At 61.2% G+C, this 16196-nt stretch carries 14 protein-coding genes; 3 read left to right on the forward strand and 11 right to left on the reverse strand.

The window, feature by feature from the left end; genetic code table 11:
* Positions 1 to 360: 360 nt before the first annotated feature.
* Positions 361 to 984: a hypothetical protein gene (locus DFR49_RS04210; RefSeq protein WP_147373637.1), complete on the reverse strand. Its 624-nt coding sequence runs from the start codon at positions 982 to 984 to the stop codon at positions 361 to 363.
* 520 nt (positions 985 to 1504) lie between these two features.
* Between DFR49_RS04210 and DFR49_RS04215 the strand changes: the two genes are divergently transcribed.
* Positions 1505 to 2065, forward strand: a complete 561-nt coding sequence (locus DFR49_RS04215) for a cell wall hydrolase (RefSeq protein ID WP_170150912.1) — start codon at positions 1505 to 1507, stop codon at positions 2063 to 2065.
* A 135-nt stretch (positions 2066 to 2200) separates the two neighbouring features.
* On the opposite strand, the gene DFR49_RS04220 is transcribed toward DFR49_RS04215, so the two are convergent.
* From DFR49_RS04220 to DFR49_RS04265, 10 genes are all read right to left on the reverse strand, one after another.
* On the reverse strand, positions 2201 to 3046 hold the full coding sequence (locus DFR49_RS04220) for a type II secretion system minor pseudopilin (protein ID WP_119034542.1): 846 nt from the start codon (positions 3044 to 3046) through the stop codon (positions 2201 to 2203).
* Positions 3043 to 5130 carry a type II secretion system secretin GspD gene (gene gspD, locus DFR49_RS04225; protein WP_119034543.1) on the reverse strand — a complete coding sequence of 696 codons (2088 nt, stop codon included), beginning with the start codon at positions 5128 to 5130 and terminating at the stop codon, positions 3043 to 3045. The genes DFR49_RS04220 and gspD overlap by 4 nt, the downstream gene beginning before the upstream one ends.
* Positions 5131 to 5595: 465 nt before the next feature.
* Positions 5596 to 6150: a type II secretion system protein GspM gene (gspM, locus tag DFR49_RS04230; RefSeq protein ID WP_119034544.1), complete on the reverse strand. Its 555-nt coding sequence runs from the start codon at positions 6148 to 6150 to the stop codon at positions 5596 to 5598.
* Positions 6147 to 7175, reverse strand: coding sequence for a PilN domain-containing protein (locus tag DFR49_RS04235; RefSeq protein ID WP_119034545.1), 1029 nt, complete (start codon positions 7173 to 7175; stop codon positions 6147 to 6149). Before DFR49_RS04235 ends, gspM begins: the two co-directional genes overlap by 4 nt.
* The gene (locus tag DFR49_RS04240; RefSeq protein WP_119034546.1) at positions 7172 to 7870 is read right to left on the reverse strand and encodes a prepilin-type N-terminal cleavage/methylation domain-containing protein; all 699 of its coding nucleotides are present in this window, start codon (positions 7868 to 7870) and stop codon (positions 7172 to 7174) included. Before DFR49_RS04240 ends, DFR49_RS04235 begins: the two co-directional genes overlap by 4 nt.
* Before the next feature lie 3 nt (positions 7871 to 7873).
* Positions 7874 to 8248 carry a type II secretion system protein gene (locus DFR49_RS04245; RefSeq protein WP_119034547.1) on the reverse strand — a complete coding sequence of 125 codons (375 nt, stop codon included), beginning with the start codon at positions 8246 to 8248 and terminating at the stop codon, positions 7874 to 7876.
* Positions 8245 to 8682 (reverse strand): pilus assembly FimT family protein, encoded by a 438-nt coding sequence (locus tag DFR49_RS04250; protein WP_170150913.1) that lies wholly within the window; start codon positions 8680 to 8682, stop codon positions 8245 to 8247. The genes DFR49_RS04245 and DFR49_RS04250 overlap by 4 nt, the downstream gene beginning before the upstream one ends.
* Complete coding sequence (gspG, locus tag DFR49_RS04255; RefSeq protein WP_119034549.1) at positions 8666 to 9100, reverse strand: type II secretion system major pseudopilin GspG; 435 nt, start codon at positions 9098 to 9100, stop codon at positions 8666 to 8668. Before gspG ends, DFR49_RS04250 begins: the two co-directional genes overlap by 17 nt.
* Positions 9101 to 9113: 13 nt before the next feature.
* The gene (locus tag DFR49_RS04260) at positions 9114 to 10325 is read right to left on the reverse strand and encodes a type II secretion system F family protein (protein ID WP_119034550.1); all 1212 of its coding nucleotides are present in this window, start codon (positions 10323 to 10325) and stop codon (positions 9114 to 9116) included.
* Positions 10325 to 12088 carry a GspE/PulE family protein gene (locus tag DFR49_RS04265; RefSeq protein ID WP_245968229.1) on the reverse strand — a complete coding sequence of 588 codons (1764 nt, stop codon included), beginning with the start codon at positions 12086 to 12088 and terminating at the stop codon, positions 10325 to 10327. The genes DFR49_RS04260 and DFR49_RS04265 overlap by 1 nt, the downstream gene beginning before the upstream one ends.
* Before the next feature lie 512 nt (positions 12089 to 12600).
* On the opposite strand from DFR49_RS04265, the gene DFR49_RS04270 reads away from it, so the two are divergent.
* Positions 12601 to 14259: a substrate-binding domain-containing protein gene (locus tag DFR49_RS04270; protein WP_119034551.1), complete on the forward strand. Its 1659-nt coding sequence runs from the start codon at positions 12601 to 12603 to the stop codon at positions 14257 to 14259.
* 109 nt (positions 14260 to 14368) lie between these two features.
* Entirely contained in the window at positions 14369 to 16117 is a 1749-nt protein-coding gene (locus DFR49_RS04275; protein ID WP_119034552.1) for a substrate-binding domain-containing protein, read from the forward strand.
* The last annotated feature ends 79 nt before the right edge of the window (positions 16118 to 16196 follow it).

Genomic DNA, 16196 nt, shown 5'->3' on the forward strand with positions numbered 1-16196 from the left:
GATTTCCAGATCGCAATGGCGGGCGCAGTCTCTCGGCATTCGGCCCAATCGTGCTCCTAAGTTGGAGACACTCGAGCGCGCCCGATTGGCAATCGTTCGGGAATAAATTCAGATTATGTCGTTATTTTAATAGGTTATGTAAGAACCTGCGCAGGCAAGGGACCGGCAGTGATTGCGGAGAATGGCAAGTCACCGCTAGATGCAGCACCCGGCACATCAGGACAGCCCAGCGCGACCGACAGGTTCGGGCTGAAAATACCGGCTATGTTGCATTCATGTGGGCGGCCTCGCCATCCGTGCTGCACGTCATTCGAGAAATGCAGTTCGCATCGACATTCTCTTAGCCAGGCCCTGACGCTCTCATGAAGGAGCAGCCTTCCCTGATGCGCCTAGCGTCACCCGACATTGGCCGGAATAAAGATTCTGTAGATCGAATGTAGCCGCGTCATTCGCCTTCGTCAGAAACATCGAAGCAGAAGATTGCGACTGATCGGTTACCTCGATGATGATAAGCGTGACCGACACAGAGTTGATCGGCTTTGTCATCTCAACCCGCTGGGGCCAAACATCGACCACCCGGTTGAATGGACTGCTCTCCGAGTCTTTCGCCAAGCCATCAGGATCTGCGATGATCCGGGTTTGCGGATCGACCGGCTCCGGGGCGTCAACGGGATCAGGCGGCGGTGTGGTGCGAACGGGGGCCGCCGGCAGGTACAAGCTAAACTCATGGCGGCCTTCAAAAACATACTCCGATGGTTCCTGAACGCGGCTCGCATCAAAATTGGCAATCCGGCCCAAAGTGCAATCGAGACGCCGCCCGGGGATCATAGCGCCAGCCTGCTGCCCCGGGGAGGTCGGAGCAACCCCCGGTGCATCTCCAACGCTCAACGCGCCTGCAGGCGCCACACCAGAGCCAGACTGAAACGTGAACAATGAGAGGCCAGCGGCCGAGACCGCCGCGACCACGCCCAGCTTGAGAATCATCTTTCTGCTCCCGTTGTCAGCCATGAGGAAATGAAGCCTCCCCTAGCATCCAGAATGGATGGAATTTTCTGCCAGGATTCTACAATTTTCATAATTCTGTCGTCGATTAGATCGACCCATTGTGAGATCATATCGCCTCTATGTCATACATAACCTTTTCACTGCGATGACAAATCCATAAATGTCGCCACAATAATAGGATATATACTCTACATTGCTAGACTATATTTTCTGCTCTACGGAAGAAGTAAGTTAGATAGCGATTCTGTCATCAGGATATTCGTGTCCATTCCTTGTGAATCCTTGGACGCGTCAGGATCAACTTTCGACGCGGGATGGACACACGTTGACAAGCAAGCCGGCCCGAACAGACCAATATGTCCGGAGCGCCGCGCTACAGGGTGCGCTGACGAATCCGGCGCGCCCAACAATCCCCCAAGCCCTCGCCTGCCTCCTCTTGCTCTTGGCCGCACTCACAACCAGCGTACCCAGCCATGCGCAAATGGGTGTCCCAGAGCCGATGGAAGACTATTCCCGCGCATTGGAATGCCTGACGCTCGCGGTCGCCTACGAAGCGGGTTATGAGAATCTGGAGGGCAAGCAAGCCGTCGCTGAAGTCGTACTCAACCGATTGAGAAGTTCGTCCTTCCAGAACACCGTCTGCGACGTCGTCTTCGCAGGTTCAACCCGGCGCACCGGCTGTCAGTTTACTTTCACTTGTGATGGATCGCTCAGGCGCCAGCTCCCTGAGCGGGTGATGCTTTCCGCCCGAGCCGTTGCAGAAGATGCCCTAGCCAATCGAACCCCGCCTCGCGTGCAGGGGGCAACGCACTATCACGCCGCCTATGTAAATCCTTACTGGGCTCCCAGCCTCACGCGCATTACCAAGATCGGGGCGCACATCTTCTACCATCCGCCCGGCAAGCCGGCCCCATATGGCCCCATCGATCTCCAAGGCGAACCAGCAGTAGCCACCTCTCTGTCGCACACTGCCACTGACCAACAGAACCCAAGCCGCGCTCCCGCCGTCTTCATGCCTTGGGGTCTCGCACCAGCTGCTCTCGGAACGAGCGAACCGTGAGCGGGGATAGATAAAGGCTCATCAACCGCCTGCACGCCATTCAAACCTGCCATCATCCTTGTTCCGGCGTCCTGGGACCATCGGTCCCTTCCAATCGCATTCAACGAACTGTAATTATCGTCTTCTCTCCGACCTTCAATCTGCTGCCCTCACTAGGTAAGGACGCTCCGATCGGCCGGTTATCTCTACAACGACCCTACGCGCCGCACGAGAACCATCCGGCAGCCGAGCTTCGACGATGATTGTCAGCGGCCGGCCAACCAGATCGGTCGCATCCGAAAATTCCAGTGCTGTTCGTTGACCAGAGCGTTCGCGCGCCCGATCAATTGCAGCCGGGCCTCCCTCAAAGCCGCCTTCTTCCATGATCATAATCGCCAAAGGATGGGCAAATTTCGGATCGAAACCCGCCCTTGAGGTATAAGCCGTGGCGAAAGGCCGAACCCGCTGAACCAACGCGGCATCGAAACCGCGGATACTGCCCAGCTCCTCGATCGACGAGAGAAAGCCATTCGTCGGCCTTATTCCCGCGACCGCATAGTAAGCGCTTTCCGCCCCGAACGGCCGGGGTTCGTCATCGCCGTCCGTCCAATCGAGGAGCGAGTCCCGGGCAATCAGCAGCCTGTCGCCTTCCAGGCCTACTGCCTCGAGAAGCCGCGTAGCCATGGGCTCATCGAGAGCACTGATAGGCACCTTGCCTCGTTCGTCCTCAATCCGCACGTGCAGTCGCGCTCCATCGAACGTGAGTTGGCGTTCCCTGCCGTCGAGCGACCAGCGTTGGGTCGCATCGCTCGCCATAAGGCCGCTCAGCGCCAGCGCCACCCCTGCATCTGCGGCCGCGCTTGCCTGAAGCTGGGACTGCTCGGCCGCCGCATCATCGATCCCCATCCGCGTCGCCGAGAGAACAGTGAGCGCCATGGCTGCAAAGACAGCAATGCTGGCGACCGCCGCAACGAGCGCATAGCCGTCTTCGTTCTTATTCACGGGATAGTGCCCTGAGTTCGGAAAGGCTCAAGCGTCCGGAGCTTCGCGCGCAGTTCCTCCGTCACGGCTCGACCATCATCGGGCGTGCGAATGACCTGGGGCTTCAGCAGAACGATCAGCTCGGTACGATTTTGCCGGTTCTCGTGATTGCCGAACAGCCCGCCTAGCACTGGAATGCGCGAAAGGATTGGCAATCCATTTTTGCCGAACGATTGGGAATCTCGAAACAGCCCGCCAAGCGCAATCACCTGCCCGTCCTGGACAGCGACCGAAGTCGAAATTCGCCGGGTAGAAATAGTGGGCGAGGCTATCGCTCCATCCCTCCCCGACACCGCGCTACCGGGACTGACATCGCTTACCTCCTGCGAAACGTCGAGCAGCACAGAGCCACTGGCATTGACGCGAGGCGTCACTTTCAAGATCACACCTGTGTCGCGATATTCGATCGCATTGACGATAGGCGCGTCGGGATTTCCGACGCTTACAGCATTGCCGGCAGAGACAGGAACCTGGTCACCCACCTGCAGCGCGGCTGTCTGGTTGTTGAGCGTCACCAGCTTGGGCGCCGAGACCACCTTTACATTCGTGCGCTGTTCAAGTGCATTTAGCGTGGCCGATATACTGCTACCGGACAGAAAGTAGCTGAAACCAGGCTGCGCCGCCCCGGCAGGCATCTCGACACCATCGGTAATCCGGAAATTGCTGTCGCCCGTCAGCCAGTTCCACTGGACGCCATAGCGAAGGGTATCGTTCAACGTGACCTCGGTGATCGCCGCTTCAATCATCACCTGGAGCGGCGCAACGTCGAGCTTGCGCAACGCATCCTCAATCATGGCATACTCGCGCGGCGTACCATAGACGACGATCGCATTGTTGACCTCGTCGGGGGTGATCTTGCCGCCGCCTTCACGAGCCTGCCCAGTCTGGGACACGGCATCTGACGATGACGACCCGGCCGATCGAGCCGATCGGTCACCACCTTCCGCCTGAGCGCCATTTGTCCGCGATGGGCTCTGTGCGTTCTGCGGGGTTGCCGCCCCACTACGACCGGAATCGGAAGACGCGAAAGGATCGGACGGCTCGTCGCCCTCGCTGGAGCTATTTCCATAAGCCTGGTTGAGCGTTCGCGCGAGATCGCGCGCGCGACCGTTCTGGACTTGATAGACGAAAATGCGCTTCTCAGCACTCTCGCCCTCCCGGTCGAGAATCTCAATCCAACGTCGCACATCCTCAAGATATTGCCCCTGAGCGCTGACCGCGAGAATGCCGTTCAATTTCTCCATCGTGATCAATCGCACCAACCCCCGTGTCGGCGCATTCTCAGCATTGATCAGCTTGTCGAGCTCGGGAACGATCAACCGCGCATCGGTCCGCTCAGGAATATACAGCCCAAAGCTCATATTGCGCAGCCAATTGACATCGAATTGCTTCAGCATGTCACGCGCACTGCTCCGCTGCCCGGTGGTGCCCGTAATGGTGATCCGGTTGCCGGCAGTATCGACATCGGAAACCACCCCCGGGATCGCACTCTCAAGAACCTTACGGACCTCCTCAGCATTGATGAACTGAAGCGTCACGACCTCCGTCCCGTAGCCCACGGCACCGGGCGCGACCGGCGCCTTCGCCGCCGCTTCGGTCCGCACCATGAACCCGTCACCCACAGGCACAAGCGCCAGCTGCGCAGTCCGCAGCGCCGTTTCGAAAAGTCCAATGACCTCAGTGCGCGCCACAGATCCAGGCGTCACCAACGTCACCTGCCCGTTAACGCCGGCGTCGACCTCGATGGGTATTCCGGTCACGTCCCGCACGGACGCCGCCACGGTGCGAACGTCCGCCTGCGGAAGATTGAGGGTGATATTGCCGCCGCGCGGTTGACGGGCCGACGCACCAGACGGCGGCCGCGGTACCGGCGCCTCTCCGCCGACAATCGTCGTACGCAGCTGCGCTTCGGCCCGCTCACCCTCCGCTATGATCGCCGGTGGTCGCGGCGCCTCGATCGGCACGGGCACCTGACGCGTCGAACAGCCGCCTAGGATAAGCGCAAACAGCGCAATCCCGGACAGCAAATGCGGCTTGTTCTTCATCTCTGACTCCCCGTGGCCGCCCCGTTCGCCGGCGGGGGAGTTCCCCCACCGAAGGGGACAATGATTTCCTCTTCGCCGCGTTGAAGCAGCGCCTCATTCGCCCGAACCGCCTTCAACCGCCAATCGCCAATCCGTCCGCCTACCGGCACGCGCGACGTCCGACTGCCCGGACCCTGGACAACAGCAAAGGAAGAGCGTCCAATTCGGATGGAGCCGGCGATCGTCATCGCACCAAGAGGACTGCCACCACCGCCAGCTGACGGTCCGCCCGACGGCGCAAACATCGATCGTGCAAGGATTGCTGTGCCGCCGATCGCACGCTCTGGATTTGGTGCTGGCGCCTCCGCCATCCCCCCTCGCCCGACCGGACCAGATGGTGGCAACTCTACATCATCCACCAAGACAAGCTGCATGGCGGTCGCCGCCGCCAGCAAGGCAGCGAGCACCAGCGGCAGCCGGGCCGTTCTATCGAGCGGCGGCAGGGCGGAACGGAATCGAAGCTTCAACTTGCACATCCATGCTGGAGGATTGCCCCGTCACGAGCGCATCGTTCGCCGTCACCGACAGGGTCTCGAGGACCAGCCAAGGCGGCGTATTCTGGAGCTGGTCCAGCGCAGCAATGAGTTGGGGAAGCGTCATGCGCGCACTGATGCCCGCGCGCACCGAGCCAGACTCCCCTTCCGCGTCGACCGCAGCACGAACCTCGCCACCCACCCGCTCGACGACACGCTGCAGCCGTTCTTTCAACGCCTCGCGTCCGGCCTCCGCATTCGCGGCGCCGAGCACGAAGACGTCCATATGTTGCCGCTGCTCCTCCGCCTGGCGCCGCAAGCGCGGCACGGCAGCAATCGTCCGCTGATTGTGGAGATAGCGTTGGTTCAACTGCTCGCGCCGCTCCGCCCGTACGGAAAATCCGTCGACGATCGGCGACACGATCGCGAACCACACGAAAGCGACGAGCGCCATAAGGATAAGGAGGGCGAGCAAACGCCGCTCTCGGGAAGAAGTCGGCCGCATCATCGCCGAACGATCTTTGCACCGACATCGAACGGCTCTCCTGCTGGCACTTCAGCCTGGATGTCGTCGTTCATCGAACGAACCTCGGCGAACCCACCTGAGCGGCGCAGCGACCCGGCCACATCGGTCCGCGGCGGCTTGTAGCCCGTCAGCTTCAGGCTCGGACCGTCCCAGACATAGCGTTGAAGCCAAGCACCCTCGGGCAGTGCCTTGCTGACAGCGGCAAGCCCAGCGAGCGCGTCATGTTCGCGCCTCCGCGCGAGTGAACCGGCAACCAGCGCCCGATCCTGGTCAATCCGCCGTGTGATCGTCTGTGCGACGGTGACCGCCGGCTGTTGAGCTTCCACAACCCCCTCAAGGCGTTCAACGGCGGCGACGTCCCGCCAGACTAGAATCCCTACGTTAATGGCGACCAAGCTACCCACGACCGCCCAAACCAGCGGAGTCGCGCTACGCAGCCTCGGCAGAAGTCCGGCCTCGCGCATGGCTGGCGCGAAGTCGATCGGCCGGGCAGAGACCGCGTTGTCATCCAAGGCTATTCTTGTCGGAACGACCTTTGCTTCCAGCGCCGCGTCAGCAATCGCTCGAGCCGTGTCGATCGGCAAACCGGCAACTTCGACGCGAACTTTGGACGGCTCGGAACCTGACCCGATCCGCCGTGCCGCAACGACCATCGTACCAGGCGGGAACGGAAGCACGCTATCGCCTTCGAACGCAGCCATGCGCTGCAAATCCCTTTCGCCCAGCACGGGGCGCTCGATCACACGGGCGAGACATAGATCACTCGGCACCAGAATCGCCACGCGCGCGCCGGGCCGCAGGGGTGGTTTGCCGATCCGGCCGTTGCTATCGGTCTCTGGTAATAGCCCGTCACCAACGAACGAGAGCCGCGGCAACCCGTCACTCCCCGCGAACCGCAGGCGGGTTGGAAGCAATTGCTCCAGTTCACCGACCCACCAGCGCATGCCCTGGGATAGCCATCGGCCGATCGTCGCCATATCGGCATCGAGAATGCCTTTCGCGCTCATCGTTCCTCCCTGCATTTCCCCGTCAGCTCATCGATTCTGCATGGGCCATGACTGGTCGCCCGCGGGCGTACGAACAGATCGGGCCATATGCGCCTGTCATTTTCCGCAAAAACGACACGGATACGGACGAGCTCGGGCGTAGTGGAACGATCCCACCAGCGATCCTGCCACACGCGCGACGCGCCAGGGTGCGGCGGCCCCAAGTAACTGATCGACAGATCGCGCACGCCACCCAGCAGGCGATTGGGAGTCCAGCCCACCAAATCGGTCCCGCTCCGGTCGATATCGACCTTCCGGCTGTGTGCACTGTACAAGACTAGGTCGCCGCTGGCCGTGCGGGTCAGGCGGAAACGCTGCAAAGCATCGGGTCCATCGCGATCAAAAGGTGGCGCTACAAACGTCAGAACGCCTGCGGTCCCACGCAATTCGACGATCGGAATGGCAGAATCCATCCTTGTCACAGGACGCAATCGCTCAATTGTCGCGCGCAGGACCCGTTGAGAGGTGACGATCTCCTCGATGTTGCTCCTTGAAGCCCGCTCCCGCTGGGCAATGATGCCCGCGCTCGCCAATCCCTGCATCAGCAGAACCGCAGCCATCCCAAGCAAGGCAAGGCTGACCAACAACTCAATAAGAGTGAAACCCTCTTCACCCGGCGACCGATCGGCCGAAAAAAGGCTTGCGCTTGCCCTCACGCCTCACTCCCTCAACCGAAGGGACTGGACGCTGACGAGCCGACGCCCCGTCACCCCGTCCATGACGTCGATCCGCACTCGCTGCAGAGGAACCGTGGTGTCGCGCGCCCCACCACTAACCGCGCCGCGCGTGAACCGCCACGACATGTCCCTCCACCTCCCCGTATCGGCTAGCTCGCCCGGCCCCTCCGGCACTGTCGCCTGCGCGAGCAGTGACCGCGCCAGCAGGATCGCCTCTCGCTTCCGTGCCACCCGGTCCGCCGCCTGCGCATGCGTCGCGATCGACTCAAACAGCAGACTGGACATGCCTGCGATCACCGCGAGCGAAACGAGCGTCTCGATCAGGCTGAAACCCGCCTCACTAGGCCGTACGCTCATAGCACGCGCTCGATCTCACCGGTCGTAGCGCGCACGCGCCAGCGCCGCTCTCGGACGCGGTCCACAACCGCCACCTCTCCGCCTGTGGCGGTGCCATCAGGAAAGAACGTGACCCCACCATCCGGGGCCACGCCGCGCAACTCATCAGGCAATCGATCAACCGCGTCGCCAAGGGCAAAGGCCCGGCGGTCGGGCGATACGAGGAAGCGAACCGCAGCGCCGCGACGCAGCGCCTGCGCGCGCGCTCCGCGCAACGAGGCCTCGAAGCGCGTCGCTCCGTCGGCAAAGGCCTGATAGCGCAAGGCGGACCCGACAGCTGGGAAAGCAACTCCAGCGATCAAGGCGAGAATGGCGAGAATCACCAGCGCTTCCAGGAGCGTGAACCCCGCCTGGGCGCGATATCGCGAGCAACTCTTCTTACCAGCTCCCCACATCCTTGGCCTCCCCGGTGCCGCCGGGCTGCCCATCCGAACCGAGGCTGTAGACATCGACATCGCCATGCTCGCCGGGAATGCGCATCAGATACGGCCGGCCCCATGGATCCACGATCGCCGATTGATCGGGCAGATAAGGCCCATTCCAGGACGACAGGTTTGGCGGCGCCTTTACCAGCGCTTGAATACCCTCCTGCTCCGTCGGAAAACGCGATGCATCGAGCTTGAACAGGTTGAGCGCCGCGACGACGTTCTTGGCCTGAACCTGAGCGGTCTTCGACTTCGAACTGTCGAGGTATTTGATTACCTGCGGGCCAACGATCGCGGCTAGCAGACCAAGAATCGCAAGAACAACGAGAAGCTCCAGAAGCGTAAAGCCGGCTTCACCACGAGCGTCATTTCGGGGTTTTCTTCTCATATGCTTTCTCCCTTCACGAAGACAGGGCCACGTCATTAAATCCGAGGATCGCAGACATGATCGATGCGATGATCGCCGCCACCGTCACGCCAAGCAGGACGGTGATGACGGGCGTGAGGATGCCAATGAACCGTTCGAGACGCGTGCGGACGTCCCGATCGAGCACGTCGGCAAGGCGAGTAAGCATCATGCCGAGCCGCGAGGTTTCTTCGCCGGTACGAAGGAAGCCGATCGCGAGCCTTGGAAGAACACCGGACGCGGCAAGCGGCGCGGTAAGACCACCGCCTTCCTTTACCCCGTCGGCGACCTTACCGATGGCGCCGGCCAATACCTGGTTCGACAAAGTGCGCTGCGCGAGCGCAAGCGCTGCCGGCAACGCGACCTCGCCCTCGATAAGCGCGCCCAGCGTCCGCGCAAACCGCGCTGTTTCGATCCGCCGAACCAGTTCCCCCAACTGAGGCATCAACAAAACGAACCGATCTCGCGCATACCGGACTGCCGGCTGGCGCAAGGCAATCACTCCCGCGAAGATCACGGCTCCCAGAACGAAAAGTAGAACAAGCCCATATCGCCGCAGCATTTGGCTTGCTGTCATGACCACCACCGTCGCGGTCGGAAGTTTCTGCGCAGAGCTGGCGAACATGCTTTCGAACTGCGGGACCACGAACAGCAACATCAGCAGCACGACGCCTACCGCGATCACGATCAGCGAGATCGGATAGATCATCGATGACACGACCAGGCGTCTCAGCTCCGCTTCCTGCTCGAGCGCACCGGCAAGACGCGTGAGCGCTTCGCCGAGTCGGCCATTGGCCTCACCCGCCTCTGCCATCGCCACAGCCGTCGGCGAGAACAGATCCGGCTTCTGCGCCATGGCACGCGAAAGCGGCACTCCTTCGCGTACGTCACGCAGGATGTCAGCCAGATGCCCCGCCACCGCCTTGTCTTCGACATTCTCGACTGCAAGGGCCAGCGCCCGGTCGAGCTGTAGCCCGGCCTCGAGAAGTACCGCGAGCTCGCCGACACTTATCGCGGCAGCAATTCTGCCCTTGCCCCCCGCTTTCGGACGACGATCCGCACGTGTTGCCGGCATCTGGGCGAGCTCGAGCGGCGTCGCACCGCCGCGTCGAAGTGCCGCAACAGCATCCTGACGATCGGCCGCTTCCAGCTCGCCGGCAAGATTCGATCCGTCATGCTTCACCGCACGGTAGCGGAATGTAGCCATCACCCGTCCCCACTCGCGACGCGCAGCACTTCCTCGACCGTGGTGAGACCCACGGCCGCCTTGGAAACTCCATCGACCAGCAGGCTGCGCATGCCACCCGCCTCCCCGGCCGCCTGAATGTCGGGCGTATCGGCACGGTGAAGGATCAACCGCGAGACGGGATCATCGACACGCAGGAATTCGAGAATAGCGACACGGCCGGCATAACCGCTCCCACCGCAGCGCTCACAACCCACTGCGTGGAACAGCCGCTCCGCACCCGCAGTATGAAGCAACGGCCGCAAGATATCGGGCACGCCGTCTGTCACGTCGTAAGGTCGACGACACTCCGTGCACAGCCGACGCACGAGCCGCTGCGCAAGAATGCCGGTGAGCACCGACCCCAATAGGAAAGGCTCCACCCCCATATCAAGCAGGCGCGATACCGCCCCGGCGGCCGTGTTGGTGTGCAGCGTCGAAAGGATCATATGCCCGGTTAGCGCAGCCTGGACCGCGATTTGCGCCGTCTCGGTGTCGCGGATCTCCCCGACCATCATCACGTCCGGATCCTGACGCAGGAAGGAACGCAGCGCAGTGCTGAACGTGAAACCGATCGCCGGATTGACCTGGGTCTGGGTAACGCCCGGAAGGCGATACTCGATCGGATCCTCGACGGTCAGCAGCTTGCGATAGGGCACATTGAGCTCGGACAGTGCCGCATAAAGCGTCGTCGTCTTGCCGCTGCCCGTCGGTCCCGTCACCAGCACGATCCCGTGGGGCCGTGCGACGGCCTCGCGCATCCGAGCCGTAAGGTCGGCGTCAAAACCCAGCGTGACGAAATCCAGGGCGAGTTTCGATCGGTCGAGGATACGCATCACCACGCTTTCGCCATGAATCCCCGGCGCTGTGGCGACGCGAAGATCGATCTCATGACCGCGCACCGAAATCCGCAGCCGACCGTCCTGTGGCAGCCGCCGTTCGGCGATATTGAGGCCTGCCATCACCTTGATGCGTGAAACGAGCGGAGCACGCATCGCGACCGGAAGCTTCGCCGATTCGCGCAGCATGCCATCGACCCTGAAGCGGATCGCAAGACCATCATCATTCGGCTCTATATGAATATCCGACGCCCGTTCGTCGGAGGCGCGGGCGATGAGACGATTGACCGCGCGAATGACCGGCGCGTCGCTGACCAGATCCTTCAGGCGTTCAAGATCGTCGCTGTCGATCTCACCGTCCGTCTCCTCAGTGGTCGCCGCGGTGCCGTGATAGAGCCGCTCTATCGCCGCATCGATGTCGCTCGCGCGCGCAATGACCCGTTCGACGCTCCGCCCGAACATGAAGCGGAATCCCTTCTCGACAAACGGATCGAAAGGATCGCTCACCGCGACGCGCACGGCAGCCTCGTCTGCCGCAATTGGCAGCGCTCGGATTCCGCGCAGGAAATCGACCGACAGATCGGGACCCTCAACCGCCTGAGCAGGCAAAGCCGATCCATCGACAACCGGCAGGCCCGTGTGAGCCGCCATCTCCGATGCGACTCGATCTTCGGACAGCATTCCAAGGCGCGTTACGACCGAGTCGAGGCGCTCACCCGTCTCGCCACAAATCAGAAGCGCGCGTTGCAGGCTGTCTTCCGAAAGTGACGCGCGCGCGCGCAGCATCGCCTCGAAACCATGAGGTTGCGCGGCATCGTCGCCTGCCTCCTCCGTCGTCGGCGGTGCCTGAACTTTATGCCAGGAACGTTCAATATTTGCCTTTGGGAACATGCTATCGCTACCCATGCCTCCTGTGGCGCCCCTCGGTGAAAGGGAAGAATTTAGTTCCATAGGAACTGATAGATACGACGCATATTCTAGTATTGCTACAATATAGTTTCACCAAATTCCCGACTTGATTCGATGTCTTGCTATGTCCATCCGTAATGGACTGAATATATTTTGTATCATCATAGCTTGCCAAGCAGCACGATAACAAAACTGTCATTTTGACTCGATAGCATTTCATCGTCGGTTAAGGATCGAGTCGTTTTCCGACACTTGAGAAATCCGCGTCTATATTAGCGGAAGAGTCGCCCGGCTGCGGGTACCAGTGGCATGCAACAGGCACGTCCTGATGTCTGCCGCCTGGATGTATAGAACGAGGGTCCGCGCCATTTCTTGCGATTTGGCGGTCGGGACTTTGCGTGACCAGGAAATAGCACGGAACGGAACGCCGGATACTTACCGGCGAATGATGGACTGTGCCTTGAGAAGTGAACGTTTTGTCAAACTCAACTTTGAACAGGAGAATTCCAATGAAGCGTTTCCATTCCGCGCTCTTCCTGGCGTCCGTCGCCAGCATGGCGCTCGCCTCCGCCGCTTCGGCACAGTCCATTCCCACTCCCGGCCCGAACGATGGCTTCAACCGCCTGAACGGGGCGGGCGCCACTGCGGTTCAAGAAATCGTATGGGACGAACGCGACGCGATTGTGATCAGCGATCCGAATTTCCAAGCAGAATATCTGCCCACCGGATCCGGGGCCGGCCGTCAGTCCTGGCGCAACGTCACCCCTCAGGGGCCTGTGCCTTGGAACACGGTGCAGTACGCCTTCTCCGAATCGCCCACGTCAGCGTCCGAGATCACGCAGTACAACGCGAACGTTGGAGCCTATGGCCTCAGGCCGATCCAGGTTCCGAAATTCGTGTTGCCGGTCGCGATCGCCTACAATCCGCACTATGCGACGGTAGGTGGTACTCAGCTTCGCTTCCAGGTGAACTCGACGTTCCCAGCTTCCACGACGCAGATCAACGGCGTCAACGTCGGTGGTTTGCGTCTGCCCCGCGCGGTCTACTGCAACATTTTCAACGGAACGCTCACCAACTGGAACGCTGCTGCTCTCCAGACGGCGAACGGCGGCGTTTCGCTGGGGGATCCCCTCGACACAAACTGGAGCACTTTCGGCGCTCCGATTCGCCTCGTAGGGCGGATGGATCGTTCCGGCACGACCGACATCTTCACCCGTGCGATGGCGGCTCACTGCGGTGGCAAGTACATCCAGGCCGCCGAAGCCCTTCCTTACAATCGTGGGGGGGCGGTGCCGATCTACACCACCGAGCGCGCTGACACGCCCTATGCGTCGAGCTCAACCGCACCGCTCGCCGGCACGACGAACATGATCGGCACACAATATTTCAATGGGACGACGATCGCGACAACGGCGATTCCCAACGGTGGGCCGCAATCCAATCCAGCGCCGGGCAGCCACAATGGCTCGGGCTTCTTCTTGATGGCCGATGGCAGTGGTCGTGTCGCTGGAGCAATCGCCGCAGCACCCGATTTCCCCAGCGGGGGCCGCACGTACAACGGCAAGATCGGCTATATCGGCGCCGACTTCATTCGTAACGCCGTTAGCGGAAATACAAACCTGTACGCCGCTGCCCTGAACAGGCCGGCCGCGCCGACGGTGTGGAATCTGCCGAGCTCAGCTGCAGCGAGTGCTGCCTTCGGGACTGTGGCTGCGCCGGAGTCGGATGTGTCCACCGGCGCTTTCGCCAACTTCGGGACCGATCCACGGGGTGCATCGCGAGCCGATCCGCTTTCCTGGGTCAATGTCCTTTCGGGCCTGACCTCCTCGACGGCGGGTTACCCGATTACCGGGGCGTCGCAGATGCTCCTCCACACCTGCTACAAGCCGAACAACCTCCCGAGCATTCGCACCTGGCTCAGCTACAATGTCGGCATTCCGGATGATCGGTTCACCAACCCGACGACTGGTCTCATGGCCCAGTCGAACATCGGCGCTCTCCCGGCGTCGTGGCAGCGCGCTGTCAACCAGACGTTCCTGACGAATTCCACCGAGGTGTCGAACGGTCAGACGCTGGGAGCGCTCAACCTCTGGATGGCAGCGGGCGGCACAGCCGGTCACTGCTCCGGCGTGAGCACACTGCCCGGGTCCACCCAGCCTGGGATGTGATCGTTCAAGCAACCATCAACTTGGCGGCCCCGGAGCAATCCGGGGCTGCTTCTTTTCAACCAGATCGATTGCGCCGCCAAAGTCAGTGCTTCGCCCAACATAGAAGCAAATGAACGACAACGGTCCACGTCCCGCCACAGCCAAGTGCCCAATGCGTGAGGGCGATCGCAATCCATTTTTGGGAGCCACCGCGATGAAGCATATTAGTGCCCCGCTCTTGTTGTCAGCCTTATCTTCCGTTGCACTCGGCTCAACGGCCTTGGCACAGGGCGCGCCTGGTCCGAACGACGGCGACTATGCGCTGCATGGTGCCGGTTCCACGGCAATCCAGCCCATCCTGGACGAGGAGGGTGACTGGATTCCACCGCCGTTTATTGCGCACTATATGCCCACCGGATCCGGGCTCGGCCGCCAAGCATGGCGCAATATCACCAATCAATTTCTACTAGCCGGCCTTGCCAACCCGTTCGGCACTTGGAACACGGTGCAGTACGCGTTCTCTGAATCCGGCACATCGGCCAGTGAACTGACAGAATATTACACGAACGTTGGACCCTATGGCCTAAAGCCGATCCAAGTCCCGAAATTCGTCTTGCCGGTCGCTATCGCCTATAACCCGCACTATGCGACGCAGGGCGGAATCCAATATCGCTTTCAAGTAAACCCATCGTTCCCTGCTTCCACTACGCAGATCAACGGCATCCATGTCGGTGGGATGCGAATGCCTCGTCAAGTTTACTGCCGCATCTTCAACGGCCAGATCACCAACTGGAACGATGCTGCGCTTCAAATGGCGAATGGCGGCATGTCGCTAGGAGATCCAGTGGACGCGAACTGGACAAGTGTCGGCGTGCCGATCCGGCTCGTCGGGCGGCTGGATCGCTCGGGCACGACAGACATCTTTACGCGCGCGCTAGCTGCTCATTGCACCGGAATTCCCGGTAACCACTATGCAACCAACTCTGAAGCGTTGCCATACGATTCGTCCGGGCCCAATTTCAGCAGCGTTCGACCAGACACCCCCTATTCGCCCGCCTCAGGCGTGGTGCCCGCCGGCCCAGTGAACATGATTGGCAATCAATACTTTAACACCGCAACTGGCACGATCCTGTCTGTTCCGGGTGGCTCCCCCTCAAACCCAGCGGCCGGCGCCAACGGCACCGGCCTCTACCTGCTTGCCAATGGCAGCACCGCGGTCGCTGCGGCTATCGCTGCAGCGCCGGATATCGGAACAACGCGCCGGGTGAACGGCAAGGTCGGCTATATCGGCGCTGACTTCATTCGTAACGCATTGAGTGGGAATCCGACGCTCTTCGCCGCCGCGCTCAACAGGCCAAGCGCACCCACGGTGTGGCATTTGCCGAGCGCCGCTTCCGCGAGTGCGGCTTTCGGCACAGTTGCCGCGCCGGAAGCGGATGTCTCCACTGGCGCTTTCGCCAACTACGGAACCGATCCGCGAAGCGCATCGCGAGCCAATCCTCTATCCTGGGTGAATGTGCTTTCGGGTCTGGCTACCTCGACAGCAGGTTACCCAATCACCGGGTCGTCGCAGATGCTCCTCCACACCTGCTACAAGGCGAACAACCTGCCACACATTCGGACGTGGCTTGGCTACAATGTGGGCACTCCGGATGATCGGTTCACCAACCCGACGACTGGCCTCATGGCCCTTTCGAACATCGGCGCTCTCCCGAGCTCATGGCAGCGCGCTGTCAACCAGACGTTCCTGACGAATTCCACCGAGGTGTCGAACGGTCAGACGCTTGGAGCGCTCAACCTCTGGATGGCAGCGGGCGGCACAGCCGGTCACTGCTTCGGCATGAGCACGTTGCCCGGAGCGTCCCAACCGGGCATGTAATCGACCAGACAAGCAGCAACGCAGCAGCCCCGGTGCAATCCGGGGCTGCATTTCTCCGCCAATCTCCCGCATATGGCAA

This window comes from Hephaestia caeni (assembly GCF_003550065.1).
Taxonomy (GTDB): Bacteria; Pseudomonadota; Alphaproteobacteria; order Sphingomonadales; family Sphingomonadaceae; genus Sphingomonas; species Sphingomonas caeni_A.